This is a genomic window from Mesorhizobium sp. LNHC252B00 (genome assembly GCF_000502955.1).
In the GTDB taxonomy this organism is placed as follows: domain Bacteria; phylum Pseudomonadota; class Alphaproteobacteria; order Rhizobiales; family Rhizobiaceae; genus Mesorhizobium.
In genome coordinates, this window is record NZ_AYWO01000003.1 from 444,156 (window position 1) to 469,898 (window position 25,743).

Below are 25,743 nucleotides of genomic sequence, written 5' to 3' on the forward strand. Positions count from 1 at the left end.
CCCAGCAACCTCCAGCTCCAGCAACCGTCCGGACGCTGCTATTGTCGCGTCCTACTTCTTGATAATATTTCCGTCGCGCAAGTCGAATGCTTCGGTGCCGCGAGCCTGGCGATAGAAATCGTCCTGCAATTCACCCCATTCGCCGAGGAAGGCGCCGCAATTGCTGCAATAGATTGGCGTCGACTCCTTGGCGTTGTCGGGAATGTCCATCTGGATCGTCCCGCAAGCCTTGCAATCAAGTTTGTCGTCCAATCGGCGTCCCATTTCGCAATGATTGCGCATTTTCAATCAGGAGCCAATTGTCGGTTTCGTACGAAGTGGCGCAGACCGCCCTGTGAGTTCATCACTAGCTAGCGCAGACTTGCTCCCGCAGAGAGAAGGAAGTCGATTCAGCTATGGGCGTGAAATTGTCGGCCCTATTCGCGGGAATCAAAAAGGACGGCCAACCCCAACTTCCGCGTCAGGTCGACGATCTCCTCCATCAATTCGTTATCCGTATCCCGCATGTAAGGCGCGTCCCTGCGAATTGCCTCGATCACCGCTTTGACCGAGACGATATCGCCGTATCGCGCGCTTCCGAGCTCCAACGCCAGAAATTCCCTCGCGGTACCGACGGGCCTTATTGCTCCCCTAGCGATACTCATGCGGCTCCTCCCCATGGCCACGTTAGCTTTCATTTTGAGCCTGTCCGAGATGGAGATCAATTGATGGTATGATTCGTACAAAACCCGCTGAGCCGATATGCGACAACAATTGAAGTTGGCCCAATGCGGCCGACCCACGGAACCATCATTCGGCATAAAGGTTGTGTCTCCAATCGTCCTGCGGAGAATGCAAGGGAACGACCATGCGAATGTTGACGATAGTTGCCGCGCTTTCGGGAGCGGTCATCATGCAGCCTCTCTATGGGCAAACCATCGACCCGCCGGGTCCACAGCTGACACCGATGGAACCCCAGCCCGAGCCGATACCGCCCCGGCAAGGGGCTCCTGGTGAGAATTTCACCGATGTCGCCATCGTCGCCGTCGAGGACCTACCTGCGGAAATCAAGGCACAGGCGGAAGCCGTGATTACCCAGACCAGTGCGCAAGATCTGCTGCGTCTGCAGAGCTCCATCGATGCATCGCCTCAGGCAACATTGGCGCTGAGGGCCAACGGGCTCAACTCTTCACAGGTCGTGGCCGCCAACATCGATGGTGATGGCACTTTGACGCTGATCATCCAAACGACAACTTGATCGGCCGTCCGAACATACGGCTACGCCGTGAAGCAACGAAACGCAGATGTCGCGGAGAGCCGCCATGGCCGAAGCCGCTGTTCGCAACTTCACCATCAATTTCGGACCGCAGCATCCGTCGGCCCACGGGGTCCTGCGGTTGGTGCTCGAACTGGATGGTGAGATCGTCGACCGAGCCGATCCACATATCGGCCTGCTCCATCGCGGCACGGAAAAGCTCATAGAATACAAGAACTATCTGCAGGCCCTGCCCTATTTCGACCGGCTAGACTATGTCGCACCGATGAATCAGGAGCATGCCTTCTGCCTCGCCGCCGAGAAATTGCTCGAAATATCGGTGCCAAGGCGTGGGCAACTTATCCGTGTCCTCTTTTGCGAAATCGGCCGGCTTCTGTCGCATCTCCTCAATGTCACGACCCAGGCCATGGACATCGGCGCACTGACCCCGCCGCTTTGGGGTTTCGCAGAGCGTGAGAAGTTGATGGTCTTCTACGAGCGCGCCTCGGGCGCCCGTATGCATGCGAATTATTTCAGGATCGGCGGCGTGCACCAGGACCTGCCTTCCGAGCTTCTCGACGACATCTGGGATTTCTGCGACCCCTTCCTCAAGGTCTGCGACAATCTCGACGACCTGCTCACCAACAGCCGCATTTTCAAGCAACGCAATGTCGATGTCGGCGCGATTGGGCTCGATGACGCCTGGGCGTGGGGCTTCTCCGGCGTGATGGTACGCGGATCGGGAGCGGCATGGGACCTGCGCAAGGCACAGCCATACGAATGTTATCCCGAGATGGATTTCGACATACCGGTCGGAAAAAATGGAGACTGTTATGATCGGTACCTGGTTCGGATGGAGGAAATGCGCCAGTCGGTCCGGATCATGAGGCAATGCCTGGAAAAGTTGCGCTCGCCGCAAGGCCAGGGGCCGGTGGCGATCCCCAATCACAAGATCACGCCGCCGCCACGTGCCAAAATGAAGCGTTCGATGGAAGCAACCATCCAGCATTTCAAACTCTATTCGGAAGGGCATCGTGTGCCCGCCGGCGAGGTCTATGCGGCGGTCGAGGCTCCGAAGGGCGAATTCGGCGTCTATCTGGTTTCGAACGGAAGTAACGTTCCCTATCGATGCAAGATACGCGCGCCTTCCTTCGCCCATCTGCAGGCGATGGATTTCCTGTCCCGAGGGCACATGATCGCCGATGTCGCCGCAATCATAGGCTCACTTGATATCGTGTTCGGCGAGATCGACCGCTGACCGGTGCGCAAATCACATGCCCGCAGATCACATGCCATTGTCGAAATCGGTGGCCTCATCGGCGTGACGCATCATGCGGCGAAAGCTCATTGAGATGTGGGCGCGCCTGATGTGGCCGATCGACTCCCAGTCTCCGATCTCCGCAGCGGCAAGGACTTCCTCCATCTCCCGGCGGAAGGCGGTGAATTCTTCGACAAGGCCCAATTGCGGCATCATCTTCAGGACGACCCGCGCGACTTGAAAATACAGGCGCTCGCTGATCTCGCGCAGCGGCTGGTTGCCGGTCATCGCGGTGAGTTCGTAGAAGAAATCCATGTTAAGGCGCAAGAAAGCGCGCTGATCGGGGTTGAGGATATCGGAGTCACAGCGTGCGATAAGCGCCCTTATCCGATCGAGATCTTCCGGCTTGCGCGGGATCGGCGACAGCTTGCCGACCAGAAGCGCCAGCTCCAGCCTCAGATGATAGACCTGCTGGAGTTCCTCGATATCGACGTCCGTGACGATCGTGCCGACGCCATGGACGGATTGAACAAGACCTTCGGATTCGAGGCGCGCCAGCACGCGCCGAACCGGCGTCCGGCTGATCTCGAATTCCTGGGCGAGTTCTTCCTCGGAGAGATGGCTTCCCGGAGCATAGTCCAGCAGGCAGATGCGGTCGCGCAAGATCCGGTAGATGCGCTCGAACCGCTCCCGGGCCGAGAGCGGGCGCGGGGTCACGGCTGTGGGCGCGGCATCCGTTTCAAGCGTCATCCAGCCTCCAGGACAGCATGCAGAAACTGCCGTGTCCGCTCGTTTTTGGGCGCCCCGAACAGTTCGTTTGGCGGCCCCTGCTCACAAATCTTGCCTTGGTAGAAGAAGCAAACGCGATCGGAAAACTCCTTGGCGAAGCCCATCTGATGGGTCACCATCAGCATGGTCAGATCATGCTCGCGCCCGATCTGCCTTATCACCTGCAGCACTTCGCCGACAAGCTCCGGGTCGAGCGCCGACGTCACCTCGTCGAACAGCATGATCTTGGGTCGCATGGCCAGTGCCCTGGCGATAGCGACGCGTTGCTGCTGGCCACCGGACAGCTGCGACGGGTAATGATCCTTCTTCTGAGCCAGCCCCACCAGTTCCAGCAATTCGGCTGCTCGCGCCTCTGCATCCGCGCGTTTCATGCCAAGCACCGTCATCGGCGCCTCGATGCAGTTCGCCATCGCCGTCATGTGCGGGAACAGGTTGAAGGATTGGAACACCATGCCGATCTTCGCCCTGATGCGGCGAATATGCGCAAGGTCGGCGGGAACGAGCATGCCGTTCTTCTTCATGTGGGTCAGCGGCTCGCCTTCGACCCAGATGACGCCGTCGTTGATCGTTTCCAGCGTCATCAGCATTCGCAGCACCGTCGTCTTGCCGGAGCCGGAAGGGCCAATGATGGAAACCTTTTCACCGCGCGCGATTTCAAGATTGAGCCCGTCGAGGACGGTCAGTGAGCCATAGCGTTTCGACACATTGTCAAAACAGACCATCGGTTGTTCCGTCATCGCGTGGCCCTCTGGTTGAGCATGCGTTCGAGAGTCCGGATCAGCGCGGCTGAAACCAGGCTCATGGCAAGGAAGAACAGGCCGACCAGCGTGATCGGCTCGGTGTAGCGAAATGTTTCCGAGCCGATGATCTTGGCCGTCTGCATCAGCTCCATCACGGCGATCGCGGAAAGCAAGGGCGTCTCCTTGAACAAGGCGACGAGATAGTTGCCGAGTGCCGGAACGATCGGTGGAACCGCCTGCGGGATGATGATGTCGCGAAACGTCGTCCAGGCCGACAGATTGAGCGCGATCGAGGCTTCCCACTGACCGCGATGGATGTTGTCGAAACCGGCGCGATAGACCTCGGAACAATAGGCGGCGTAGTGAATGCCGATGGCAAGCACGCCGGCGGTGAATGCGTCGAGCACGAGGCCGAATTTCGGGAAGACGAAGTAGATAAAAAATATCTGGATGAGCAGTGGGGTCGAGCGGATCAGTTCAACCAGAACCGAGATCGTCCAGCCGGTCCGCGGTATGGCGATGCGCACGACCGCCAGCACCAGGCCCAGTGTGGCGGCAAGCACGAAGCCGATCAGCGTCGCTTCGACCGAGACGATCGCCGCGTGCGCAAGCACCGGCAGGATTTCGAGGGTGAAATTCCAGTCCCAGATCATGCTGCCTTCCCCCGCGCCAGACCAGCCGACGCCCGCCTTTCGAGCAGCCGCATGCCGATGGTGAGGACCAGCGACATAACGAGATACATCAGCAGGACGAGGGTGAAGATTGGAAGGGTCTTGAACGTATTCTGGTTCATCTGCTGCGCCTTGAAGGCAAGGTCGGAGAGCGTGATCAGCGAGACCAGCGAGGTCGATTTGAGAAGCTCGATGAATAGATTGCCCCAGGGAGGTATCATTGCCACAAAGGCCTGCGGCAGGATCACGCGCCGCAGCATCTGGGCACGGCTCATATTCAACGCCGTGCATCCCTCCCACTGGCCGCGAGCGACAGACAGGATCGCGCCGCGTACGACCTCTGATCCGTAGGCGCCGACGTTCAGCCCGAGCGCCAGGACGGCGACCGGGAATGGGTCGAGCGAAACGCCGAATTGCGGCAGTACGAAAAACAGCCAGAACAGTTGCACCAGCGCCGAAGTGCCGCGGAATATCTCGACATAGACCGTGGCCAGCCATCTGAGCGGCGCCGGACCATAAAGCCGGGCGAGTGCTGCAAGCACACCCATGATGACCGCGAGCAGGCTGCCAAGGATGGCGATCTCGATCGTCAAGACCGCGCCCTGCAGCAAGCCGGGTAGAAACAGGCTGTAGGCCTGCTGTGTCGCCAGGATGCCGATGACCGCGAGTGCAATCGCCAGCATCGCTACAAGCGTGCCAATTCCCATCTGCCTCTCCGAAAAAGAGGCGGCGCCTTCGCGCCGCCCAGCAGTTGGGACCTTATTTGCCGGCGCAAAGCTCGGCGGTGGTCTTGTTCGGCAGGTAGTCCTTGCCGAAGCCGAGCGGCTCGACGAGTGCGATATGCTCCGGCGAGCCAAGGAATTTCTTCAGCTCGGCGTTGAATGCCTCTTGCAGATCGGTGTCTTCCTTGCGGAAGCCGAAGCCACCGTGGCCCTTTACCGACTTGCCGGCAACTTCGCCGAATGGTTTCGTCGATTCCACGCCGTCGGCCTTCTTGGCCATGTCGGCGATAGACAGGGCGGTTAGCGCAGCGGCGTCGGCACGGCCCGACTGGACGGCGGCGACGAGGCTGGACTGGTCAGGCAGGGAAACGATCTGCCCTGCCGCGACACCGGCATCCTTGGCAAAGCCGCCCTCGACCGCGCCGGCCATCACGGCGAGCTTGAGATCGGGATTGTCCTTGAAGCTCGAAAAGTCCTTCACGGCCTTCGGATTGCCCTTTGCCACCAGCAAGGCCTCGCCGATGCCGTAAGAAGGCTCGGAGTAGTTGATCTCGGCGCAGCGCTTGGGAGTGATGAACATGCCGGCGGCGATGATGTCGAAGCGCCCGGCCTTGAGACCAGGGATGAGCGAGCCGAACTCGGTCAGCACGCCGTCGACCTGCTTGATGCCCATCTTGGCGAGCACCGCCTTGGCGACTTCGGGCGCCTCGCCAGTCAGCTTACCATCTGGCGTGGCATAGCCGAACGGCGCCTCATTGGCGAAGCCGACGCGGATATAGCCGTCCTTCTTGGCCCGCTCCAGGGTGGTTTCCGCATGAGCGGGCAGCGATGTCAATGAAGTCGCTGCGAGCGCCAGGCAGGCCGCCGCTTTCACGACGATACGGCGCGAGATCGATGATTTGAACATGCTTTTCTCCCATTGAACAACTGATGATGGTTCCCAGCGTCGCGGCCTTCTTCGAGGTTGAAACGCGCTTGACCAGACGTATACAACTGCCCTAGACATTGTGCAAGCCAAGACGCAGAAACCTTTGAAAATTAGACAGCAGAACGACACGTAGCCATCCAGTTGTGCACAATTTAAGCGATTTTCCCGTCCAAGGGCGGATCATATCCAGAAGGCTGGACATCCAGTGACGAGCGCGAACCATTTCGGGGCATTTACGCAGGCGGAATATGCGCAGCGCCTGGCTGGCGTGAAGGCACGCATGGAACAGGCCGGCTTCGACCTCATCGTCTGTCAGGATCCCGCCAACATGTGCTGGCTGACCGGCTATGACGGATGGTCGTTTTATGTTCCGCAGTGCGTGCTCGTCCATCTGGAGGAGGACCGGCCGATCTGGTTCGGCAGGACTCAAGATGCCCGCAGCGCGCGCCTGACCACTGGCCTACCGGAGAAAAACATCGTGCCGTTCTCGGAACGGCTGGTGCAGCAGCCCGTCGAACATCCCTATGACGAGCTCGCCCAGCTGATCCGCTCGCGCGGCTGGGGAACCGCTCGCGTCGGTGTCGAGATGGACGCGCATTACTACACCGCGCGCTGCCACGCCCATCTCACCCAAGGATTGCCCGACGCGCACTTCGCCAACAACCACGACCTCGTCAATTGGGCGCGGCTGGTCAAATCCGAAGCCGAACTGGCGCTGATCCGCAAGGCCGGTGCGATCTGCACCCATGCCATGAACCGCGCCATCGACAAGATGCGGCCCGGCGTCCCCCAGAACCACGTCATCGCCGAAATCTATCATGCGCAGATCATGGGCGTGCCCGGAGCGGGCGGCGACTATGCCGCGATCTGTCCGCTGATGCCCGTTGGCGAGGGCACCAGCACGCCGCATCTAACCTGGTCCGACGCGCCGCTGCCGGACAGTGGACTTGCGATCCTGGAGATTGCCGGCGTGCGCCGCCGCTATCACGCGGCGCTAACGCGCACCGTGCATTTCGGCAAGCCGCCGGCGGCTATCCTCGATATCGCCAGGGCAATCGTCGAGGGCGTCGACGCCGGTCTCGAAAAGGCCCGACCTGGCAACACCGCAGAAGAAGTGGAAGCGGCGTGGCAGGCTGTCTTGCGCAAGAACGGACTGAAGAAGGAAAGCCGCGTCGGCTATCCGGTCGGGCTGGCATACCCGCCCGATTGGGGTGAACGCACCGCAAGCCTTCGTCCTGGCGACACCACCGAAATGCAATCCGGAATGTGCTTCCATTTCATGGCTGGCGTTTGGCTCGACGATTTCGGCATCGCCATCTCGGAATCCTTCGTCGTCACGGATCGCGGCGGGGAACGCCTCTGCGACGTGGCGCGCGAACTCATCGTTATCGACTGACTATGGCGCGCGGGAAGCCGGACCTTTTGAGAGACCCTGCCCACAACGAAGCCGGCAGCAGCAAGCACGAGGATGCCTGATGGACCGCAATCCCTTTTCCGAAGCCGAAATCGAGGGCCGTCTGGCAAGGATCCGGGCGGCACTGGGCGAGCGCGAACTTGACGCGGCGGTCTTCGCCTCGCCGGAGAACGTCTTCTATCTCACCGGCCTCGATCACTGGGGCTATTTTGCCCCTCACCTGCTGATCGTCCCGCTCGCAGGCAAGCCCGTTCTGGTCACCCGTGCGATGGAGAGAGTGACGATCGAAAAACAGGTGGCGGCAGCGGAGTTTCGCGGCCATTCCGACAGCGAAACGGCGGCGGATCTTGCCGCGCGGGTGCTGGCGGAACTCGGCTTGTCCGGTAAGCGGATCGGTCTCGAATACTGGACGGCAGGCCTCAGCCACGGGCTTGCGGTGGCGCTGCAGACGCAGGTGGATGCCAGATGGAGCGACGTCTCCGGTCTGGTCGACAGGATGCGGCGGGTGAAGAGCGCCGAGGAACAGGCCCTGATGCGGCAGGCTGCCAGGGTGACCGACGCTGCCGCCGGGGCCGCGATCGCGGCGATCTCGGACGGCGCCACCGAGCAAGAGGTCGCCGCCCAATGTGTTTCGGCGATGATCCGCGCCGGTGGCCATGCGCCGGGCTTCGGCCCGTTCATCCGCCCGGCCGCGCGGCTTGGCGAGGAGCATACGACCTGGGGCGACGGCATTTATCGCAAGGGTGAGCCGGTCTTCGTCGAACTGTCCGGCTGCATCTCGCGCTACCACGCGCCGCTCGGCCGGCTCGTTCGCATCGGCCATATCAGCGACGAAGACGCCGCTATGGCCGAAGTGACCGCCAAGGCATTCGACGCGGTCGTCAAGGCGCTGCGGCCCGGGGCCAAGGCGCGCGATGTCTACGCCGCCTGGCAGGCCGTCGCCGACGAGGCCGGCCTTGCCCACTATCGCCGCCATCACTGCGGCTATCTCGTCGGCGCCGGCCAGCCGCCATCATGGACCGGTGGCAATTCGGTGACCGGGCTGCGGCACGATTCCGATCTCGATATCGAGACCGGGATGAGCTTCCACATCCTGTCCTGGCTGATGGGCACCGGTCGTGGCGATGACTTCGTCTCCAACACCGTGCTGTTGACCGATGCGGGTGCCGAAGTGCTGACCCGCACGCCGACCGGCCCGATCGTTCAATAGGCCCGCACGGATGGCGCCTTACTCGGCATTCCAGATTTTCCGCAATGCGCTGTCCGGCCAGAAGAACTGGCAGCGCGCCTGGCGGGCGGCGGAGCCCAAACCGTCCTACGATGTGATCGTCATCGGCGGCGGCGGTCACGGCCTCGCCACGGCATTCTACCTCGCCGAGAACCACGGTATTCGCAATGTCGCCGTGCTTGAGAAAGGCTACATCGGCGGTGGCAATGTCGGCCGCAACACCACCGTCATCCGCTCCAACTACCTGCTCGACGGCAACACCCAGTTCTACGAATTCTCGATGAAGCTCTGGGAAGGCATGTCGCGGGCGCTGAACTTCAACGTCATGTTTTCGCAGCGCGGCCAACTCGTCACCGCGCATTCGGCCGATCAGCTCGACGGCTTCGGCCACCGCGCCAACGTCATGCGGCTGAATGGCATCGACGCCGACATCCTCGATCGAGACGAAGTGCGCCGCCTGGTGCCTTATCTCGATTTTTCCGACACAGCCCGCTTTCCGATCCATGGCGCCATCTTCCAGGGTCGCGCGGGCACGGCGCGGCACGACGCCGTCGCCTGGGGCTATGCGCGCGCCGCCGATGGCCATGGCGTAGACATCATCCAGAACTGCGAGGTGACGGGCTTCATTCGCGATGGCGAACGGATCGTCGGCGTCGAAACGACGAAAGGCCGGATCGGCGCCGCCAAGGTCGGGCTTGCCGTCGCCGGCCATACGTCCGTGCTCGGCGCCAAGGCCGGCCTTGAACTGCCGATCGAAAGCCATGTCTTGCAGGCCTTCGTCACCGGACCGCTGAAGCCGCTGGTCGACCATGTCGTCGCCTACGGCGCCGATCATTTCTATGTCAGCCAGTCGGATAAGGGCGGGCTGGTCTTTGGCGGCAATCTCGACGGCTACAATTCCTACGCCCAGCGCGGCAATCTCGGCGTCGTGCGCGAAGTGGCGGAGGCGGCGATCGCCTTGATGCCGTGCATCTCGCGCATCCGTCTGCTGCGGCATTGGGGCGGCGCCATGGATATGACGCCGGATGCCAGCCCGATCATCTGCCCGACGCCGATCGACGGCCTCTATCTCAACGGCGGCTGGTGCTATGGTGGCTTCAAGGCGACGCCGGCTTCCGGCTGGTGCTTCGCCCACACGATCGCAACCGGCAAGCCGCATCCGTTGATCGCGGCCTACGGGCTCGACCGTTTCCGGACCGGCCGCACGCTGGACGAGGCCGGCGCCGGCCCCTCCGCGTGGCTGCAATAGGAGGCGGGAAGAAAATGCTGCGCATTGAATGCCCCTGCTGCGGTCCGCGTGACCATGACGAGTTCCGCTATGGCGGCGACGCTTCCGTCAGCCGTCCGACCCATGACGATCCCGATCCGGAAGCCTGGTACGCCTATGTCTATGTCCGGAAAAACCCCGCAGGCCTCCACCGCGAGTTCTGGCAGCACGTGATCGGCTGCCGCCAGTGGCTGGTGGTCGAGCGCGACACGCGCAACCACGTCGTTTCTTCCGTTACCTTCGCCAGGACATCGCGAGCATGAACGCCCAAAACAAGCGGTTACCTGGCGGTGGTCGCATCGACCGCTCTTATCCCGTCGAATTCAGCTTCGACGGCCAAAAGATGGCCGGATATCGTGGTGACACGCTCGCATCCGCGCTGCTTGCCAACGGCGTCACCCTGGTTGGACGCAGCTTCAAATATCATCGTCCGCGCGGCATTCTTTCCGCCGGGCCGGAGGAGCCGAACGCACTGGTCACGCTCGGGACAGCGGGCAGGCGCGAGCCGAACCTGCCGGCAACGACGCTGGAACTAGGCGAAGGCATGGCTGCGGAAAGCCAGAATCGCTGGCCGTCGCTGGCCTTCGACGTGCAAAGCGTCAATGGCCTGTTCGCGCCGTTTCTTTCTGCCGGCTTCTACTACAAGACCTTCATGGGTCCGACGCGGCGCGCCTGGAAGGTCTACGAACACTTCATCCGCAAGGCGGCCGGCCTCGGCAGAGCCGGTACCGAACCGGATCCAGATCGCTACGAGGTTCGTCATGCCTTTGCCGATGTCGCAATTGTCGGTGGTGGTCCGGCCGGATTGTCGGCGGCGCGGGCTGCGGCCGCCGCCGGCGCGCGAGTAGCGCTGATCGAACAGGATTTCCTGCTTGGCGGCCAGCTTCTGGCGGAACGGTCGGACGGCGCGGCTGCTTCATGGTTGAACCAGATCGAAGCCGAACTGAAAAGCTTCGACACCGTCACGCTGATGAAGCGGACCAGCGCTTTCGGCGTCTATGACGGCAATGTCATAGGCCTGGTCGAACAACGCGACCAAGTCGGCCCGCCGCGAACCGGCGAAGCTCGGCAAACAGTCACGTTGCTTCGCGCCCGCTCGATCGTTTTCGCAACCGGCGCCATCGAGCGTCCAATGGTGTTTGCGAACAACGACCGGCCCGGCGTCATGCTTGCCTCGGCCGCCCGGACCTACCTCAACCGCTTCGCCGTTCTGCCGGGCAGGAAAGTCATCGTCACTGCTGTCAATGACGGCGCCTGGCGCACTGCCTTTGACTATGCTGCAGCCGGCGCAGAGGTAACGGTTGCCGATCTGCGCGCCGCACCGCCAACGGCGCTTGTCGCGGAAGCCGCACGCATCGGCGTCACGGTGCGGACCGCAACGCGCATTGTCGACCTGCATGGCGGCCGTGCCGTCAGGGGCGCGACACTCGCCGGACCGTACGGCCAGTCCGAGGCCGCCTGCGATCTGGTCTGCGTGTCCGGAGGCTGGTCGCCGACCGTGCACCTCACTTCGCATCTGGGCGTCAAGCCTCGATATCGCGAAGACATCGACGGCTTCGTGCCAGGCGCCTTTCCAGCCGACCGTTTCGGCGCCGGCGCAATGATGGGAAACTATGCGACCGCCGATGCTATCGAGGGCGGTCATCGTGCCGGCGTTGAAGCTGCATCCTTCTGTGGCAAGTCGGCGCCTGTATCAGCTCCTTCAAAGCTCGATCTGGGCGAGACCATTACGACCATGCTTCGCGAAATCCCGTCCGCCCAAGGCGGAAAAGCCTTTGTCGATTTCCAGATGGACGTGACGACAAAGGACGTCGAACTCGCCCATCGCGAAGGCTATGAAGCGGTTGAGCACCTGAAACGCTACACGACGCTCGGCATGGGCACCGACCAGGGCAAGACCAGTAATTTCCTGGCCCTCTCGGCTATGGCCGCCCTGCGTGGCGCAACGGTTCCCGAGACCGGCACCACGACCTTCCGCCCACCCTTCACGCCGGTCGCCATCGGTGCCCTTGCAGGCCGCGCCACCGGCCATCATTTCAAGCCGTTCCGCCGCACACCGATGCACGACTTGCATCTGGCGAACGGCGCCGACATGCTGGAAGTCGGCCTCTGGATGCGACCCTGGTTCTACAAGCAGTCCGGAGCCGATGTGAACGAAGCCTACGTCGCCGAAATGCGAAATGTGCGCCAGGCCGCTGGCCTGATGGACATCTCCACCCTCGGCAAGATCGACGTCCAGGGTCCCGACGCAGCCACATTCCTGGACCGTGTCTATGCCAACGGCTTCGCCAAACTGCCGGTCGGCCGTGCTCGCTACGGCGTCATGCTGCGCGACGACGGCATCGTCTTCGACGACGGCACCACGACGCGGCTGGCGGAAAACCGGTTCTTCATGACCACGTCGACCGCCAAGGCCGCCGACGTGCTGTCGAGGCTGGAGTTCCTGCTCGACACCGCATGGCCGGAACTGCGCGTCGCCATCACCTCGGTGAGCGATGAATGGGCGGCGATGTCGGTCGCCGGACCGAAGAGCCGAGCGATCCTGGGGGCGGCATTTCCGTCGCTCGACGTTTCCAACGAAGCGCTGCCGCATATGGGGTTGCACGAAAGCCAATGGGAAGGCTGCGCGCTGCGCATCGTGCGCCTCAGCTATTCCGGCGAGCGTGCCTATGAAATCTACGTCGGCGCAACTGCCGGTGAACAGCTCTGGAGCCGCTTGCTCGAAGCCGGCAGGCCGTTCGACCTGAAGCCCTACGGCGTCGAGGCGCTTGGTGCGCTCCGTGTCGAGAAAGGCCATGTCGCAGGGCCTGAAATCGATGGGCGCACGACGCTCGACGATCTCGGCCTTGGCCGCATGGTCGGCAAGCGCAGCAGCTTTGTCGGCGATGTGCTGCGGCGGCGCCCTGCCCTGCTGGCGCCTGACCGGCAACGCCTGGTCGGTCTGGAATGCATCGAGGACGGAAAGCGCCTGCGCGGTGGCGCCATCCTGTTCCTGCCAGGCGAGAAAGCTCACGGCCACGGACGCGGGCGCATCACCTCCGTCACCTTCAGCCCCGAACGCGGCCACTATGTCGGGCTGGCACTGCTTGCCGGCGATGTCGCGACGGAGGGAAGCGAGGTCGTGGCCGTCTATCCTATGAAAGCCGAAACGGTGCGTGCCCGCATCGTCTCGCCGGTATTCCTCGATCCGCAAGGAGAACGGCTGCATGGCTAGCCCAGATTTCAGCCTGTCCGTTGCCGATTGCCCGCTCATCCAGGTCGAGGGGTGGGATGGAATGCTGGGGCAATTCGAATCGAGCCTCTCGGCGGCGCTCGGCACAAAACTTCCCGCCTCGGTCGGAGAGACGGTGCGTCACAAGAACTTTGTCATCATTCGCGTTGCACCGCGCCGTCTCTGGCTGGCCCTCGACGACGGGACGCAAGGGTCGTCCCTTGCCATCGATCCCGATCTCGGCTGTTCGGTTTGCCTTGGCGAAGGCCGCATGCGTTTCAGCCTGGCGGGGGCCGACATCGCGAGCATTCTCTCAACCTGCATAGCCGTCGACTGGCACGCGCCGACCACCGCTCCGGGCCGGGCCGTGCAGACTTCCTTCCACCATGTGCCGGTACTCCTGATTCGCACCAGTGAGACCTCGTGCGATCTCGTCGCGCCGCGAAGCTTCGCCCGCAGCCTCCAAGATTGGCTCGCCGACGGCTAGCCTGAATACCGCCCCAGAATCCCGCCCCAGAATCCCATTGTGCGAATCCGACGCCGCCGCGCCGTTTGGTCACGCGAATTTCACGCGTCACAGAGCGATTCATGGCGGCTGCTGAGGGGCCGCTACGGTACCTCAACAGCACGATCAATTAGTCGTCGCTCACGGAACAAGGGGTCTCGGTGAACGTTAGAAAGACGGGTTCGCCGTTTGCGAAGCAGTGAAAGGCGGATCTCCCCTTCCAGGAATAGGAGAAGACGATGAGAAGTCATCTGATTCCTGCCGCCACCGGGCTTATTCTGCTCGCCGGCATCGGCGTGGCCACCGCGGACGAGGTGATTGTCACGCCCGAACAGCAGACGGTCATCCGCGAATATGTGCATAAGCATCCGCTGGCATCGATCAATCTTCTTGGGGTGGAACTCAGTGTCGGTTCCGCTTTGCCCGACACGGTCGAACTTCGGTCGATCGATGTTCCCGATGTCAAATACAAATATGTCGTCGTCGGCAATCACACAGTGCTGGTCGACCCGGGCACACGCAAGATTGTGAAGGTTATTGACTGACGGCAAGCCCGCCGTTCCAAGCGACAGCAGGCGTGCCGTCCGATAGGAAAGGAGCCAGTTCAATGTTGCCGCATGTTGAGACGTGCGATGTGGCCGCCGCTGTCGACGAACTGCTGAACGAGCGATGCAACGCGTTGCTATCGATGAAGGCAGCAATCGCCGCGCTGCGGGAACGCACGGGGACGGAGCGGTCGGACGCGGACCTGGAAGGACTGATCACCAAGAAGGCGGCGCTCTTCGGCGTCGCGGTGCTGTCCGACAGGGACTGAAGGCGAAAGCGCTCCCAGCATGATCGAGAGGCCTTTACGTCGACACCCGCTCATCGGCGAGCTTTCGACCTTGCCTGCCTGGCTGCCGCCGGCTTAATGCGGATTCGCAACGATCCACCTTCGGGATGGTCGATCTCGAAAGAATTCGTTTTCCGCACGAGATCACTTAGTTTCCGGAACCCAAAGGTCCGCGGATCAAAGTCCGACGCCAAATTGGCGAGTTGAGTGCCGACAGCACCGAGTGGGACCCAACCGTCCTCGCTCTCCATCTGCGCGATGACTTTCGAAATGATTGGCGTGGCGGCGCTGGGAGACTGAAGCGGGTTTGTGGCCCGGCTTGTGTCCTCACTATTTGTCTGCGTCGTTGCAAGCAGGTTCTCCGTGTAGACGAATTTGCGGCAAGCCTGGCGAAAACTCTCCGGGGTCTTCTGTTCGCCGAAGCCAAATACATCGATCCCCTGCTCGCGGATACGTGCCGCGAGACGAGTGAAATCGCTGTCCGACGAAACCAGGCAGAAACCGTCGAAGCGGCCGCTGTGAAGCAGGTCCATTGCATCGATCACCAGGGTGATGTCCGACGCATTCTTCCCCGTCGTGTAGGCAAACTGTTGTTGTGGGATGATGGCATGCTTCGAGAGGATGTCGGCCCAGCCTTTGGAGCGGACGCCGGAGAAGTCGCCGTAAATGCGGCGGACACTTGCCTCGCCGAGCTTGGCGATCTCTTCGAACAGGCCATCAGCGATCTTGGACGACGCGTTGTCGGCATCAATAAGAACAGCGAGACGAGGAGAACGGATCTCAGGCATTGAATTTCCCCTTGGAAGAATCAGCCGAGCTTTGAAGCGTCACCACGGCTGCGTGCCTGGTCTTGCTTCTTTTCGGGCTCCTAGACGCCGAGTACGAGACGAACGCGGTTGTCGTCAATTGTCCGCTTGCTTCGACTTGCGGTCTCGCGCTTGCGAACAGATGTCGCCTGGACTGGAGGCTCTTCATTCTCGTCCGGATTGGGCAGCGGAGTTTCGTCCGGCAGCCCTTCGGGTTCAGGCTCCTCGATCGGCTCAGGCTTCCACGTCGGAGCCGGCATGGGTACATCGCGATTTGGATCGGGTTCTCTTGGCTGGGGCATCGAGGTCATCTCCGTTCAGCCTGGACAACTCATCCACCACGCCATGGTTCCTGGCTAAACCCCTTACCGCTCTGATCATTGCGCAGTGGAATCGCACATGCTGGTGGTCGCGACGAGGCCTTGGCCTTCGGGTTTTGCATATCTTTCGGAACCGGTCCGATTCTCAAGCCGTTGTCTTGGAAAGACAGCGAGGAGAACCGCCATGAAGGACAAGGCAGCAGATTTCGAAAACACCTTGCCGCAGGTTGCCATCGACGATCTCCAGGTGCGGCAGCTTGCCGTCGCAACCGATTTGCCCTCCAAGCAAGCCCGCGAACTGGTGCGTCGCCACGGCAACGACCCCAAGAAGCTGGAAGAGCTGGCGAAGTCGATCAACGCAGCGAATTGAACCAGGTCGATTGAACCTGGTCAGGCTACATGCCGACGCGCATTAGATGTCGAGCAAGGCATAGGGACGGCCGCTCGGCTTGGCCACATGCATGGCGACGTTGTAGACCTTGGCTCCGCCAGGCGTTTGACCTTTGTAGGAGCCGCGATGAGCATGGCCATGCACGACGGCGCTGACCTGGAACCGATCGATCGTTTCCGCCAGACGTGAGGAGCCTAGAAACGGGAATATCTCCGGCGGCTCTCCTGCAACGGTCTCCACGACCGGCGCGTAGTGAAGGACCACGATCGTGCGTTTCGCGCGGACCTGCCGCATCGCATTTTCGAGCCGCATTGCTTCGCTGACGCTTTCCGCGACCATCGCTTTGATCGCCGGTTCGCCGAAGGAGCCAAGCATGCGCGACCCGAAACCGCCTACGAACCCCTTCACACCGACAAAACCGACATCCCCAATTTCGATCGCCTGCCCGTCGAGGAGGTGAACGTCCGCCTGGCGCAGGATCTTGGTGACATCTTCTGCCGCATCGGACTCATAGTCATGATTACCGAGCACGGCCACCACCGGGATCGAGCAGTTGCGCAGATCCTCGGCGAGGAGCTCCGCTTCACTAGGCTTACCGAGATTGGTGAGATCGCCCGCGAGTACGAGGACATCGGCTTCGCGCGATATCTCGCCGAAAAGATCGCGATAAGAGGCATGGCCATCTTCCCTGACATGCAGGTCGCCTAGCGCGGCAATCTTGAGCATGCGTTTGCCGTCCGCCGGCGTGGCCTTCCTGTTGCGATCAGCCATCGCGAAATTCTCCCGCGCCGCCGACGCCGGCAAAGCCCCATTCCTTGACATCGATTTCGTAGTCGACTTGCGAAAGCAGGCGCCCGCGGCAGATCTTCATTCTGGGAGACGGCAATTGTCGCTGCTTGGCGAGACGGTCCAGCAATTCATCGAGCAGCCAAGCCGGAACATGATCGCGCTCGCTCGGATAGATCCACCTGAAATTGAGCAGATGCATCAGCAGCACCTCCCAGTGAACCTCCAGATAGGAAAGCAGCCTGTGCCAGTCGATCTGGTCATGCGCCTTGAGAATCGTATGAGCGATATCGGCTCCGTCGTGACGCCCCCTGTCCTGGATGAAGCATTTGGACCAGACGAGCTCGGTCGGCCCGATAATTCTCACCCGGTTGCCCAGCAGCTCGGTCTGCCGGGCGTGTTCCAGCCACAGATCGCCAACAGGCATCATGCCATTGGCGGAGCCGAATATGACATCGAAGAAATGCGTGCCCTTGAACACTTTTCCAAGCCACCGATCGTCTTCGATTTCGACCGCGTATCCAAGCTGTTTGAAATGGGCGAGGATGCGCGCATAGTCGCCCGCCTTACAGAAGATATCGAGATCCTTGGTCTGGCGGGTGACTCCCGTGTAGGCGCTTAAGGCGTATGTTCCAGCGACAAGAAAAGGAATGTCCGTGCCGGTGAGTTCGCGGATCGCCTCCGAATAGAACACCTCGGCCTCGGTGTTGTTGAGTGTCGGCGCGGCCTTTGCATCAATCGTGGGAAGCGTAACCAGAACGTTTTCAGGTGAACGACCATTGGTCATGATATGATGACTCCAATCCGACGGCCAACGACCGCCCGCTGGAGTAACAACGTGAACCGCACCCGGTTCCGCCGGCGGGGCAGTCGAGTGGATTCGTTCTCGTCCTGTCGGCGCTGACCGCCGCGCGCCTTCTCCTCAATGTGACCGGGTTCCTTCGCAGCCTTCGCCGGTGCGTTGGCCGACGGAGCATCAAACGAAAAACCCGCCTGTAAGGCGGGTCACTGGCGCGAATCGGCACCATAGGTAAATATGTACCATAGCTGAGGTCACGGAATCAAGAAAAAATTCCTATCGGTGAAAAGTTGCCGGCACAAAAGCTGCCAACACCGCCGAACTGGGGCTGTCGTCAGGCATTGGGCACCGCCGGTGTGGCTGGATCTGCCGGCACGTCACAGCAGCCGTATCTGATAGCTCAGCACGCGCTTCCCACCGGGCGCGATCAGCATCAGGCCCGGCTTGTCGACGAAGTCGCCGTCGAAGTCCGCCGGGCTGGCGATACCGTGCCAGGGTTCGATGCACAGGAACGGCGCGCCGCTCGGCTTTGACCAGATGCCCAACTCCTGAACCCCTTGCCACGACATCTCGATCGCCGGACCGCGCTCGGCGGCGTAGCGCACGCTGGTGCTGGCAGGTCGATCGAGAATGACCGCGTCCTTGTCGAACAGCCGCTCGGAGAGCGCCAGGATATTGCCCTCGACAGGCGTCGGCTGCGGCGTCGGCAACAGCAAACCGTCCTTCAGGCGGCGGATCGGCGCAGTCTCGTCCTCGGCAAAGGTCAGCCGGTAATCCGTCTTGGCCAGCCCTGGCAGCAATGGCCAATTGAATGCCGGGTGCGCCCCAACCGACGCCGGAAGCGGCTCGTCGCCGGTGTTGGTGATGTCGAAGGTCACGCCGAGCTGCCGGCGGTCCAACGTGTAGGTCACCGCCAGGCGAAAGGCGAATGGGTAGTGCGCGCGGGTATCGGCGTCGTCGGTGAGAACCAGCGTGCAGGACCCTGGCCGCCTCTGCGCCCAGGCAAACGGCTTGTCGCGCGCGAACCCATGCTGCGTCATCGGATAGGTTCGGCCGCGATGGCGCAACTGGTCGCCCTTGAGCCGCCCGACGATCGGGAACAGCACCGGCGAGTGACGCCGCCATTCCGGGCCGGCCTGCCACAGAAGCTCCGTGCTGTCGGCATCGCGCAGAGAGACCAGTTCGGCGCCCTGCCCGACGACAGTCGCCGAGATGCCGTCGCCGTGAAGCGTCTGGCTGTCCTGTTCCATATGTCCTCGCGGTTTGCTGGCGGGACAGCCAGGTTAGCAAAAGCCTTCGCGGACTCAAGGGCGAGCGTGTCGGCGCCTTCGTTCTGGTGCTTGCCTGATCAGATGGCGGTCAAGGGCAAGCCAGGCAGCACCTTGTCAAGGGTGATCGGAAATTCGCGCACCCTGACGCCGGTGGCGTTGTAGACGGCGTTTGCGACAGCAGCCCCCGCCCCGCAGACACCAAGTTCGCCTAATCCCTTGGCGCCGAGTGGATTGGCCTTGTCATCGTGTTCCTCGAGGAAGACGACCTCCATCGCGCCGATGTCGGCATTGACCGGGACGTGATACTCGGCAAGGTCGTGGTTGACGAAGTGGCCGTAGCGCCGATCGAGCACTGTCTCCTCCATCAGCGCGGCGCCGATGCCCCAGCTCATGCCGCCGATGATTTGCGAGCGCGCGGTTTTCGGGTTGAGGATGCGGCCGGCGCCAATCACTGCCAGAAAGCGACGCATCCGGATCTCGCCGGTATCGCAATCGACCGCGACCTCGGCGAAATGTGCGCCGTGCGAGTGCTGGGAATAAGCCTTGTAGGTTTCGGTGGCATTGGCGGCGGCAACCGAGCCTTCGGCCTCGAACCCGTCCGGGGCAATATCGCGAATGAGATCGCTCAGCCTTGCCGAACGCTCGCCGATCCTGACTTCGCCGTGGGCGAAGTTCGCCTCGCTGACATTGACGCCACGGAACGGCGAAGCTTCGCTCGACCGTGCCACTTCCAGGATCCGCTGCTTGAGGATGCTGCACGCCTGATGCAGCGCGGAACCCGAACTCGTCGCGCCCCAGGAGCCGCCGGAGCCGGCAGTGCGCGGGAAAAGGCTGTCGCCGAGCTCCACCTTGACAGATGAGAGCGGCAAGCCAAGGTTTTGCGCGACGATCTGAGTCAAGATCGTATAGGTGCCGGTGCCGATATCTGTCATGTCGAGCCGTGCCGTGACCTGGCCGTCCCGGTCGATCGCGACCCGCGCCGTCGTCGCGCCGATGTAGTTCGGACGGATCGCCGCCGCCATGCCGTAGCCAATGAGCTTGCGGCCCTCCCGGGTACGGCCGGGCACCGGATCCCGCCCCTGCCAGCCGAAGCGACGCGCACCCTCCTCCATGCAGGCCACGAGGTTGCGGGTCGAAAACGGCACACCGCGCTCCGGATCCTGTGTCGGCTCGTTGCGGATCCTGAGCTCGATCGGATCCAGCCCGAGACGCTCGGCGAGTTCGTCCATGGCGCATTCGAAGGCTAGCATGCCCGGCGCTTCGCCAGGCGAGCGCATCCATTCGCCGCGGTTGATATCGAGTCGAACCAGGCGATGGCGGGTGAGGCGGTTCGGCGCCGCGTAGAGCGAGCGGGCAAAGGCTGCCGTCTGCTCGCAATACTCCTCGAAGCTCGACGTCGCCGACCAGACGTCATGCGAGATCCCGGTGAGCCGTCCGTCACTATCCGCACCGAAACGCAGCTGGTGGATCATCTCGGCGCGATGGCCGGTGTTAGCGAACATCTGCTGGCGCGTAAGCGCGATCTTTACCGGACGCTGCAAGACCCGCGCTGCAAGCGCTGCCAGCACCGTGTCGGCATGGATAATCAACTTGGAACCGAAGCCTCCGCCGACGAAGGGGCTGACGATGCGCACGCGCTCCGGCGGCATGCCGAGCGTGGTGGCAATGCCTGCCCTGTAATTCGCAAGCGTTTGCGCCGATGTATGGATCGTCAACTCGTCTCCTGACCAGACGGCGATCGTCGCATGCGGTTCCATTGGGTTATGGTGCTCGAAGGGCGTCCGATACGTGGCATCGACCTTGACCGGAGCTTGTGCGAAGGCGCTCTCGAAGTCGCCGACAACGCTGTCCGTCGCCAGGCCGGCATTTGTTCGCCTGGGTGCATAGGCATCGCTGAGATGCGCTTGTAGATCGTAGGTGCCCACCTCCTCATCGTAGCGCACCTTGATGAGTCCCGCGGCGGCGCGCGCCGCCTCGAACGTCTCCGCGACGACCAGCGCCACCGGCTCGTCATAGTAGCGTACGCGGTCACTGTTGAGCGCCGGTCGGGCGCGCGTGAAAACCTCCGGTACGGTCGGTGTCACCGCCGGGCCAAAATCCGGTTGTGGCGGAGCATTTCGGTGCGTCATGACGCCGACTACGCCCGGTGCCCTTTCGGCGTCCGAGATATCGATCTCCGCGATGCGACCTTTGGCGATGGCAGCGCCGAGGACATAGCCATAAGCTACGCCGTCGATTGGATGTTCATAGGCGTATGTCGCGCGGCCCGTCACCTTGAACGGCCCGTCGATGCGGTCGACGGGACGACCGATGAATTCGACATGAGGGGAAGATTTCACCGTTGAACGGGAAACAAAGCCGGTCGAATCGGCGGACTGTCCGCGAAGCGTCGTGGTCTTGTGCATGGGCTCACCTGGAATGTTTAGTTCTCGGAAACTCACATAGCCGCAGCACGGCTCTTTGTGATCGCCGCGCAGCTGCTGTTCACGTAGCAATATCGCCGAAATACTCTCGAAACTCGATCAGCCGCCCCGTCGGGCCGGCCCGCATGAAAAGCGCGTGCAGGCCCGTATAGGGCCCGCCGCCGATCGTCCCACTCCCGCGATCGCAAATGATGATCCAATCGGAGGCGAAGAGCTTAAGATCAACGATCGATTCCGTGATCCTGTTACCCTGCGCTTTATGTGCGGCGGTCCACGCTGCGAGCGCGCGCTTGCCGTTCGGCGGTTCGTGTCTACCCCGTTGCTCACCAACCGGAAATTGGAAGGTCATCGTCTCGTCGCAACGATCGAGGAAAGCCGACCAGTCGCCGGAAGCCCAGCCGGCAAAGAAGGCTTCCACGGCCGCTTCAAGTTCGCGACGAAGCTCAGTATCTGACGCGGCGCCCCAAGCGGTGGCGGGCGCGACGAGAAGGCCGCCACTGGCGGCTGTAACGGCGCGTCGCGTGAGTTTCATGTCTATCTCCTTGCCACCGGCCCGTCGACTGCGGGACAAACATCTAGGGACGGCCGTTCGGGGCCATCGTCTCTGCATGACCTTACGCGCGCTCGACCGCGGCTGCGGCAAGCGTGTGCCGCAGCGTCCGTTTGGCCAGCGGGATCTTGAAATCATTGTCGCCATGCCCGACTGCCTCGGCCAGCGCGGCTTCGGCGGCTTCGGTAAAAGCGCCATCGGACGCCACCGAGCCGGCGAGCGTTTGCTCAGCCGCGGTCGCGCGCCAGGGCTTGGCCGCGACCCCGCCCATGGCGATGCGGGCGCTGCGTATGCGATCGCCACTTTTCTCGACGATCGCCGCCACCGACACCATCGCGAAAGCATAGGAGGCGCGGTCGCGCACCTTGCGGTAGAGTTGCCGACCGGGCGGAGGGGGCGGCAAGGTGACCGCGGTGATCATCTCCCCATGACCGAGCGTGGTCTCCACGTCGGGCGTTGTCCCGGGCAGGCGATGGAGATCGCCGATCGGAATGGTGCGAGCTTCGCCACCTGGCGACAAGGTCTCGATCCTGGCGTCGAGCCCGGCCATGGCAACCGCCATGTCGGAGGGATGAACAGCAATGCAGGCGTCGTTTGCACCGAGGATCGCATGCATGCGGTTGAAGCCTTGCAGCGCGGCACAACCGGAACCCGGCTCGCGCTTGTTGCACGGCATGTTGCGGTCGTAGAAATAGAAGCAGCGCGTGCGCTGCAGGAGATTGCCGGCGGTCGAGGCCTTGTTGCGGATCTGACCGGAAGCCCCCGCCAGCAGCGCTTGTGAGAGCATCGGGTATTGCGACCTCACCCGCGGCTCGGCGGCAAGATCGCTATTGCGGACCTGCGCGCCGATGCGCAGGCCGCCCTCCTCCGTTTCCTCGATCCGGTCGAGCGGCAGGCGGCTGACGTCGACGAGATGCGCCGGCTGCTCGATATCGAGCTTCATCAGGTCGAGGAGATTGGTGCCGCCGCTGATGAATTTGGCATCCGGCCGATTGGCAACCGCGGCGGCCGCCTCTTCCGCACTCCCGGCGCGCTCATAGGTGAAAGCCCGCATCGCTCACGCCTCCCCTGCCGCGTCGCGGATGGCGGCGACGATGTTCGGATAGGCAGCACAACGGCAGATATTGCCGCTCATCCGCTCGCGGATCTCGGCATCGTCGAGCGCGACCGAGGCTGCCGCCACTTCGTCGCTGGCATGGCTCGGCCAACCCTCCCTGGCCTCGCCCAGCATGCCAACCGCGGAGCAGATCTGGCCGGGCGTGCAATATCCGCACTGGAAGCCATCGCGTGCAATGAAGGCGGCCTGAACGGGATGAAGCCGGTCGCCGTCGGCGAGCCCTTCGACTGTGGTGATCTCGTCGCCCTCATGCATGACAGCGAGCGTCAGGCAAGAATTGATCCGACGCCCGTTGACGAGGACGGTGCAGGCGCCGCACTGGCCGTGATCACAGCCTTTTTTCGAACCGGTAAGGCCGAGATGATTGCGGAACGTGTCGAGCAGCGTTGTCCGCGGATCGAGCTCGACGGCAAAGTCCCTGGCGTTGATGCGCAGCGACACCGGCATCGTTGGTCCCGGCGTGGTGGACGCTGCGACGGCGGGCTCCATTTGCTGGGCTTCTACCGATAGCCCGGTTGCCAGCAGCAGACCGGTCGCGGCCCCTCCCTCCAGCACCGCTCGACGCGTAGGTCCGTTCCTGTTGTCTGTCTCAGCCATGCGTGATCTCCCGGGGCGCAGTGATAAGGGCTCGACAGCGACCCCGGCCCGACAGCGGGCGCGTCGGGTGCGCTCATTGACGCTTATGGACGTGGTCCGGCAGGCTCGGCATTTCTTTCAGGAAATCGGCGGCACTATCAGGATTCCGGAGAAAACTGCACCCGGTAGGCCCGAGGAGTCATGCCCCTGAGGCGCCTGAACGTCGCGGTGAAGTGGCTCTGGCTAGAGAAGCCGAAGCGAAAGGCAATGGTGCCGATGGACGACCCGGTTTCACGCAACACGACTTCCGCCCGCCGGACCCGTTCCTCGATCACGTAGGCGTAGGGTGCAAGACCGGTCGTCGCCTTGAAGCGGCGCGCAAACGTGTCGACTCCCATCTCTGCGACAGCCGCCAGCTCGCGCAGCGAAATGTCGGAGTTGATGCGTGCCTCGATGTATTCCCGGATGCGGGCAAACGTGCGGCGGCTGAGACGGCCGTAACGCGGGGCCGGGAGCTGCTTGCCGGCCAGCATCGCCACGCGCATGCTCACGAGCGCAGCCAGATGCTCGACATAGCCGGTGTCCGGCCTGTGACCGAGCGCCATCTCGACCCGGAGCGAACTCAAAAGCGTTGCGATGACATTATCGCTCCTGTTCACCAGGATCGGCGTATCCGCAAGCCTTTCGCTTCCTGGAAATTCGGGATCGATCCACAGGGCCGAATAGGAAAGATTGACGTCCCGGTAGACGCCGAGCCGCTCCGCGCCGGCGGGGACGAAGGTGAGGTCTCCCGGACGATCCATCCCGTCGTAGACGGACTTTTCCCCGGAGCGGATCGATGTATGCGACGTCCCCCCTTCCTCAGTCAGTACGATCAGATGGTGGGGAGCTGTCCAGCGGAGCTCTGCGTCCCGGCACACCCAGCGCCGATTGTCGAAAACGACCGAAGAGTCGACCCAGGCTGCCGTTTGCAGGGCTTCCGACTTCTCCTCCCGGCTCCGAATCCGTCCGTGACCAAGCAAGGGTCTGAATGACATCGCGATATTTTACTGATCCACTTTTGAGCAACAGAACGCTCGGTTTGGGATTATTCGCCTGGCTTCCGATGGGAAGATGATCAGCACGGAAGCCCAGGCCTGCCCGATCTGGCCGACCGGGCAGGCCCGTTGGAACGGGATTACTCGCGCTCGCCGGTGAAATTCAACAGCAGCTGGAAGATGTTGATGAAATTCAGATAGAGCGACAAGGCGCCGAAGACGGCCAGCTTCTGGCGCGATTCGCCGTCGAAATTCTCGGCATACTGCTCCTTGATCGTCTGGGTGTCCCAGGCGGTCAGGCCGATGAACACGGCAATGCCGATAACCGAGATGGCGAACTGCAGCGCGGTCGAGCCAAGGAAGATGTTGACGATGCTGGCGATCACCACGCCGATCAGGCCCATGATCAGGAACGACGAGAACTGGGTCAGGTCGCGCCTGGTCGTGTAGCCGTAGAGGCTGGTGGCGCCGAACATGGTCGCGGCGATGAAAAAAGTGCGCGCGATGCTGGTTCCGGTGAAGACCAGGAATACGGAAGCGAGCGACAGGCCCATGACCGCGCAGAAGGCCCAGAACATCGCCTGGGCGCTGGCCGCCGACATTGTCTGCATCTTGAACGAGAACAGCAAGACGAAGGCCAGCGGAGCCAGCATCACCACCCATTTCAGCGGGCTGGAGAAGATCGGCACATAGAGCGCCGGCGTCGACGAGATCATCAAGGCAACGAGGCCGGTGACCACAAGGCCGACGCCCATGTAGTTATAGACGCGCAGCATATGCTGACGCAGCCCCTCGTCAAAAATGGCTCTGGTTTGGGCGCCGGTGCCGACGCGGTATCCCAGGTTGGGCGTGTTCATTTGCATTCTCC

28 protein-coding genes are annotated in these 25,743 nt (G+C 62.3%); 11 read left to right on the top strand and 17 right to left on the bottom strand.

Features of this window, described 5'->3' with window-relative positions; all coding sequences use genetic code 11:
- Positions 1–51: 51 nt before the first annotated feature.
- Both X744_RS01000000169335 and X744_RS163200 read right to left on the bottom strand, forming a co-directional pair.
- Positions 52–252: a hypothetical protein gene (locus X744_RS01000000169335; protein ID WP_032907017.1), complete on the bottom strand. Its 201-nt coding sequence runs from the start codon at positions 250–252 to the stop codon at positions 52–54.
- A gap of 164 nt (positions 253–416) precedes the next feature.
- Positions 417–644: a hypothetical protein gene (locus tag X744_RS163200; protein WP_023757883.1), complete on the bottom strand. Its 228-nt coding sequence runs from the start codon at positions 642–644 to the stop codon at positions 417–419.
- 248 nt (positions 645–892) lie between these two features.
- Here X744_RS163200 and X744_RS163195 point away from each other — a divergent pair, with 248 nt between their 5' ends.
- The gene (locus X744_RS163195; RefSeq protein WP_245266442.1) at positions 893–1,237 is read left to right on the top strand and encodes a hypothetical protein; all 345 of its coding nucleotides are present in this window, start codon (positions 893–895) and stop codon (positions 1,235–1,237) included.
- 64 nt (positions 1,238–1,301) lie between these two features.
- The gene (locus tag X744_RS163190; RefSeq protein WP_023757885.1) at positions 1,302–2,492 is read left to right on the top strand and encodes an NADH-quinone oxidoreductase subunit D; all 1,191 of its coding nucleotides are present in this window, start codon (positions 1,302–1,304) and stop codon (positions 2,490–2,492) included.
- Positions 2,493–2,519: 27 nt separating this feature from the next.
- Here X744_RS163190 and X744_RS163185 read toward each other — a convergent pair whose 3' ends face one another.
- From X744_RS163185 to ehuB, 5 genes are read right to left on the bottom strand one after another with little or no spacing between them, the layout of a single operon-like run.
- Complete coding sequence (locus X744_RS163185; protein ID WP_023757886.1) at positions 2,520–3,242, bottom strand: GntR family transcriptional regulator; 723 nt, start codon at positions 3,240–3,242, stop codon at positions 2,520–2,522.
- The gene (ehuA, locus tag X744_RS163180) at positions 3,239–4,018 is read right to left on the bottom strand and encodes an ectoine/hydroxyectoine ABC transporter ATP-binding protein EhuA (protein WP_023757887.1); all 780 of its coding nucleotides are present in this window, start codon (positions 4,016–4,018) and stop codon (positions 3,239–3,241) included. Before ehuA ends, X744_RS163185 begins: the two co-directional genes overlap by 4 nt.
- Positions 4,015–4,674: an ectoine/hydroxyectoine ABC transporter permease subunit EhuD gene (ehuD, locus tag X744_RS163175; RefSeq protein WP_023757888.1), complete on the bottom strand. Its 660-nt coding sequence runs from the start codon at positions 4,672–4,674 to the stop codon at positions 4,015–4,017. Before ehuD ends, ehuA begins: the two co-directional genes overlap by 4 nt.
- Positions 4,671–5,399, bottom strand: coding sequence for an ectoine/hydroxyectoine ABC transporter permease subunit EhuC (ehuC, locus tag X744_RS163170; protein WP_023757889.1), 729 nt, complete (start codon positions 5,397–5,399; stop codon positions 4,671–4,673). Before ehuC ends, ehuD begins: the two co-directional genes overlap by 4 nt.
- A 52-nt stretch (positions 5,400–5,451) precedes the next feature.
- The gene (ehuB, locus tag X744_RS163165) at positions 5,452–6,321 is read right to left on the bottom strand and encodes an ectoine/hydroxyectoine ABC transporter substrate-binding protein EhuB (RefSeq protein WP_023757890.1); all 870 of its coding nucleotides are present in this window, start codon (positions 6,319–6,321) and stop codon (positions 5,452–5,454) included.
- Between the two features lie 226 nt (positions 6,322–6,547).
- On the opposite strand from ehuB, the gene X744_RS163160 reads away from it, so the two are divergent.
- From X744_RS163160 to X744_RS163125, 8 genes are all read left to right on the top strand, one after another.
- On the top strand, positions 6,548–7,738 hold the full coding sequence (locus tag X744_RS163160; RefSeq protein ID WP_023757891.1) for a M24 family metallopeptidase: 1,191 nt from the start codon (positions 6,548–6,550) through the stop codon (positions 7,736–7,738).
- A gap of 79 nt (positions 7,739–7,817) precedes the next feature.
- Positions 7,818–8,966 (top strand): Xaa-Pro peptidase family protein, encoded by a 1,149-nt coding sequence (locus X744_RS163155; protein ID WP_023757892.1) that lies wholly within the window; start codon positions 7,818–7,820, stop codon positions 8,964–8,966.
- A 10-nt stretch (positions 8,967–8,976) separates the two neighbouring features.
- Entirely contained in the window at positions 8,977–10,233 is a 1,257-nt protein-coding gene (locus tag X744_RS163150) for a sarcosine oxidase subunit beta family protein (protein WP_023757893.1), read from the top strand.
- 14 nt (positions 10,234–10,247) lie between these two features.
- Positions 10,248–10,514: a sarcosine oxidase subunit delta gene (locus X744_RS163145; protein ID WP_031259706.1), complete on the top strand. Its 267-nt coding sequence runs from the start codon at positions 10,248–10,250 to the stop codon at positions 10,512–10,514.
- Complete coding sequence (locus X744_RS163140) at positions 10,511–13,465, top strand: sarcosine oxidase subunit alpha family protein (protein ID WP_023757895.1); 2,955 nt, start codon at positions 10,511–10,513, stop codon at positions 13,463–13,465. The genes X744_RS163145 and X744_RS163140 overlap by 4 nt, the downstream gene beginning before the upstream one ends.
- 61 nt (positions 13,466–13,526) lie before the next feature.
- Positions 13,527–13,949 carry a sarcosine oxidase subunit gamma family protein gene (locus tag X744_RS163135; protein WP_245266444.1) on the top strand — a complete coding sequence of 141 codons (423 nt, stop codon included), beginning with the start codon at positions 13,527–13,529 and terminating at the stop codon, positions 13,947–13,949.
- A 257-nt stretch (positions 13,950–14,206) separates the two neighbouring features.
- Positions 14,207–14,512: a DUF1236 domain-containing protein gene (locus X744_RS163130; RefSeq protein ID WP_023757897.1), complete on the top strand. Its 306-nt coding sequence runs from the start codon at positions 14,207–14,209 to the stop codon at positions 14,510–14,512.
- A 62-nt stretch (positions 14,513–14,574) separates the two neighbouring features.
- Positions 14,575–14,781: a hypothetical protein gene (locus tag X744_RS163125; RefSeq protein WP_023757898.1), complete on the top strand. Its 207-nt coding sequence runs from the start codon at positions 14,575–14,577 to the stop codon at positions 14,779–14,781.
- A 50-nt stretch (positions 14,782–14,831) separates the two neighbouring features.
- Here X744_RS163125 and X744_RS163120 read toward each other — a convergent pair whose 3' ends face one another.
- Positions 14,832–15,587, bottom strand: a complete 756-nt coding sequence (locus X744_RS163120; protein WP_023757899.1) for an NYN domain-containing protein — start codon at positions 15,585–15,587, stop codon at positions 14,832–14,834.
- 522 nt (positions 15,588–16,109) lie between these two features.
- On the opposite strand from X744_RS163120, the gene X744_RS163115 reads away from it, so the two are divergent.
- On the top strand, positions 16,110–16,295 hold the full coding sequence (locus tag X744_RS163115) for a hypothetical protein (RefSeq protein ID WP_023757900.1): 186 nt from the start codon (positions 16,110–16,112) through the stop codon (positions 16,293–16,295).
- Positions 16,296–16,337: 42 nt separating this feature from the next.
- Here the strand turns inward: X744_RS163115 and X744_RS163110 are convergent, their stop codons facing one another.
- From X744_RS163110 to X744_RS163070, 9 genes are all read right to left on the bottom strand, one after another.
- Positions 16,338–17,087, bottom strand: a complete 750-nt coding sequence (locus tag X744_RS163110; protein ID WP_023757901.1) for a metallophosphoesterase — start codon at positions 17,085–17,087, stop codon at positions 16,338–16,340.
- Entirely contained in the window at positions 17,080–17,889 is an 810-nt protein-coding gene (locus X744_RS163105) for a nucleotidyltransferase family protein (protein ID WP_023757902.1), read from the bottom strand. Before X744_RS163105 ends, X744_RS163110 begins: the two co-directional genes overlap by 8 nt.
- Before the next feature lie 389 nt (positions 17,890–18,278).
- A complete protein-coding gene (locus X744_RS163100; protein ID WP_023757903.1) occupies positions 18,279–19,151 on the bottom strand; it encodes an aldose 1-epimerase family protein in 873 nt (290 codons plus the stop codon).
- A gap of 98 nt (positions 19,152–19,249) precedes the next feature.
- Entirely contained in the window at positions 19,250–21,577 is a 2,328-nt protein-coding gene (locus X744_RS163095; RefSeq protein ID WP_084025192.1) for a xanthine dehydrogenase family protein molybdopterin-binding subunit, read from the bottom strand.
- Between the two features lie 79 nt (positions 21,578–21,656).
- Positions 21,657–22,127: a nuclear transport factor 2 family protein gene (locus tag X744_RS163090; RefSeq protein WP_023757905.1), complete on the bottom strand. Its 471-nt coding sequence runs from the start codon at positions 22,125–22,127 to the stop codon at positions 21,657–21,659.
- Positions 22,128–22,209: 82 nt separating this feature from the next.
- A complete protein-coding gene (locus X744_RS163085) occupies positions 22,210–23,199 on the bottom strand; it encodes a xanthine dehydrogenase family protein subunit M (RefSeq protein WP_023757906.1) in 990 nt (329 codons plus the stop codon).
- A 3-nt stretch (positions 23,200–23,202) separates the two neighbouring features.
- Positions 23,203–23,859 (bottom strand): 2Fe-2S iron-sulfur cluster-binding protein, encoded by a 657-nt coding sequence (locus X744_RS163080; RefSeq protein ID WP_023757907.1) that lies wholly within the window; start codon positions 23,857–23,859, stop codon positions 23,203–23,205.
- 137 nt (positions 23,860–23,996) lie between these two features.
- Positions 23,997–24,641: an AraC family transcriptional regulator gene (locus tag X744_RS163075; protein ID WP_245266448.1), complete on the bottom strand. Its 645-nt coding sequence runs from the start codon at positions 24,639–24,641 to the stop codon at positions 23,997–23,999.
- Positions 24,642–25,015: 374 nt separating this feature from the next.
- Complete coding sequence (locus X744_RS163070) at positions 25,016–25,732, bottom strand: Bax inhibitor-1/YccA family protein (RefSeq protein WP_023757909.1); 717 nt, start codon at positions 25,730–25,732, stop codon at positions 25,016–25,018.
- Positions 25,733–25,743: the final 11 nt, after the last annotated feature.

Coding starts and splice junctions, on each gene's coding strand:
- ehuA (WP_023757887.1), bottom strand. CDS start 4,018: ATGACGGAACAACCGATGGTCTGTTTTGACAATGTGTCGAAACGCTAT.
- X744_RS163075 (WP_245266448.1), bottom strand. CDS start 24,641: ATGGATCGTCCGGGAGACCTCACCTTCGTCCCCGCCGGCGCGGAGCGG.
- X744_RS163155 (WP_023757892.1), top strand. CDS start 7,818: ATGGACCGCAATCCCTTTTCCGAAGCCGAAATCGAGGGCCGTCTGGCA.
- ehuD (WP_023757888.1), bottom strand. CDS start 4,674: ATGATCTGGGACTGGAATTTCACCCTCGAAATCCTGCCGGTGCTTGCG.
- ehuB (WP_023757890.1), bottom strand. CDS start 6,321: ATGTTCAAATCATCGATCTCGCGCCGTATCGTCGTGAAAGCGGCGGCC.
- X744_RS163135 (WP_245266444.1), top strand. CDS start 13,527: ATGCTGGGGCAATTCGAATCGAGCCTCTCGGCGGCGCTCGGCACAAAA.
- X744_RS163085 (WP_023757906.1), bottom strand. CDS start 23,199: ATGCGGGCTTTCACCTATGAGCGCGCCGGGAGTGCGGAAGAGGCGGCC.
- X744_RS163195 (WP_245266442.1), top strand. CDS start 893: ATGCAGCCTCTCTATGGGCAAACCATCGACCCGCCGGGTCCACAGCTG.
- X744_RS163110 (WP_023757901.1), bottom strand. CDS start 17,087: ATGGCTGATCGCAACAGGAAGGCCACGCCGGCGGACGGCAAACGCATG.
- X744_RS163080 (WP_023757907.1), bottom strand. CDS start 23,859: ATGGCTGAGACAGACAACAGGAACGGACCTACGCGTCGAGCGGTGCTG.
- X744_RS163105 (WP_023757902.1), bottom strand. CDS start 17,889: ATGACCAATGGTCGTTCACCTGAAAACGTTCTGGTTACGCTTCCCACG.
- X744_RS163145 (WP_031259706.1), top strand. CDS start 10,248: ATGCTGCGCATTGAATGCCCCTGCTGCGGTCCGCGTGACCATGACGAG.
- X744_RS163200 (WP_023757883.1), bottom strand. CDS start 644: ATGAGTATCGCTAGGGGAGCAATAAGGCCCGTCGGTACCGCGAGGGAA.
- X744_RS163095 (WP_084025192.1), bottom strand. CDS start 21,577: ATGCACAAGACCACGACGCTTCGCGGACAGTCCGCCGATTCGACCGGC.
- X744_RS163115 (WP_023757900.1), top strand. CDS start 16,110: ATGAAGGACAAGGCAGCAGATTTCGAAAACACCTTGCCGCAGGTTGCC.
- X744_RS163100 (WP_023757903.1), bottom strand. CDS start 19,151: ATGGAACAGGACAGCCAGACGCTTCACGGCGACGGCATCTCGGCGACT.
- X744_RS163150 (WP_023757893.1), top strand. CDS start 8,977: ATGGCGCCTTACTCGGCATTCCAGATTTTCCGCAATGCGCTGTCCGGC.
- X744_RS163120 (WP_023757899.1), bottom strand. CDS start 15,587: ATGCCTGAGATCCGTTCTCCTCGTCTCGCTGTTCTTATTGATGCCGAC.
- X744_RS163070 (WP_023757909.1), bottom strand. CDS start 25,732: ATGAACACGCCCAACCTGGGATACCGCGTCGGCACCGGCGCCCAAACC.
- X744_RS163190 (WP_023757885.1), top strand. CDS start 1,302: ATGGCCGAAGCCGCTGTTCGCAACTTCACCATCAATTTCGGACCGCAG.
- X744_RS163140 (WP_023757895.1), top strand. CDS start 10,511: ATGAACGCCCAAAACAAGCGGTTACCTGGCGGTGGTCGCATCGACCGC.
- ehuC (WP_023757889.1), bottom strand. CDS start 5,399: ATGGGAATTGGCACGCTTGTAGCGATGCTGGCGATTGCACTCGCGGTC.
- X744_RS163130 (WP_023757897.1), top strand. CDS start 14,207: ATGAGAAGTCATCTGATTCCTGCCGCCACCGGGCTTATTCTGCTCGCC.
- X744_RS163185 (WP_023757886.1), bottom strand. CDS start 3,242: ATGACGCTTGAAACGGATGCCGCGCCCACAGCCGTGACCCCGCGCCCG.
- X744_RS163125 (WP_023757898.1), top strand. CDS start 14,575: ATGTTGCCGCATGTTGAGACGTGCGATGTGGCCGCCGCTGTCGACGAA.
- X744_RS163090 (WP_023757905.1), bottom strand. CDS start 22,127: ATGAAACTCACGCGACGCGCCGTTACAGCCGCCAGTGGCGGCCTTCTC.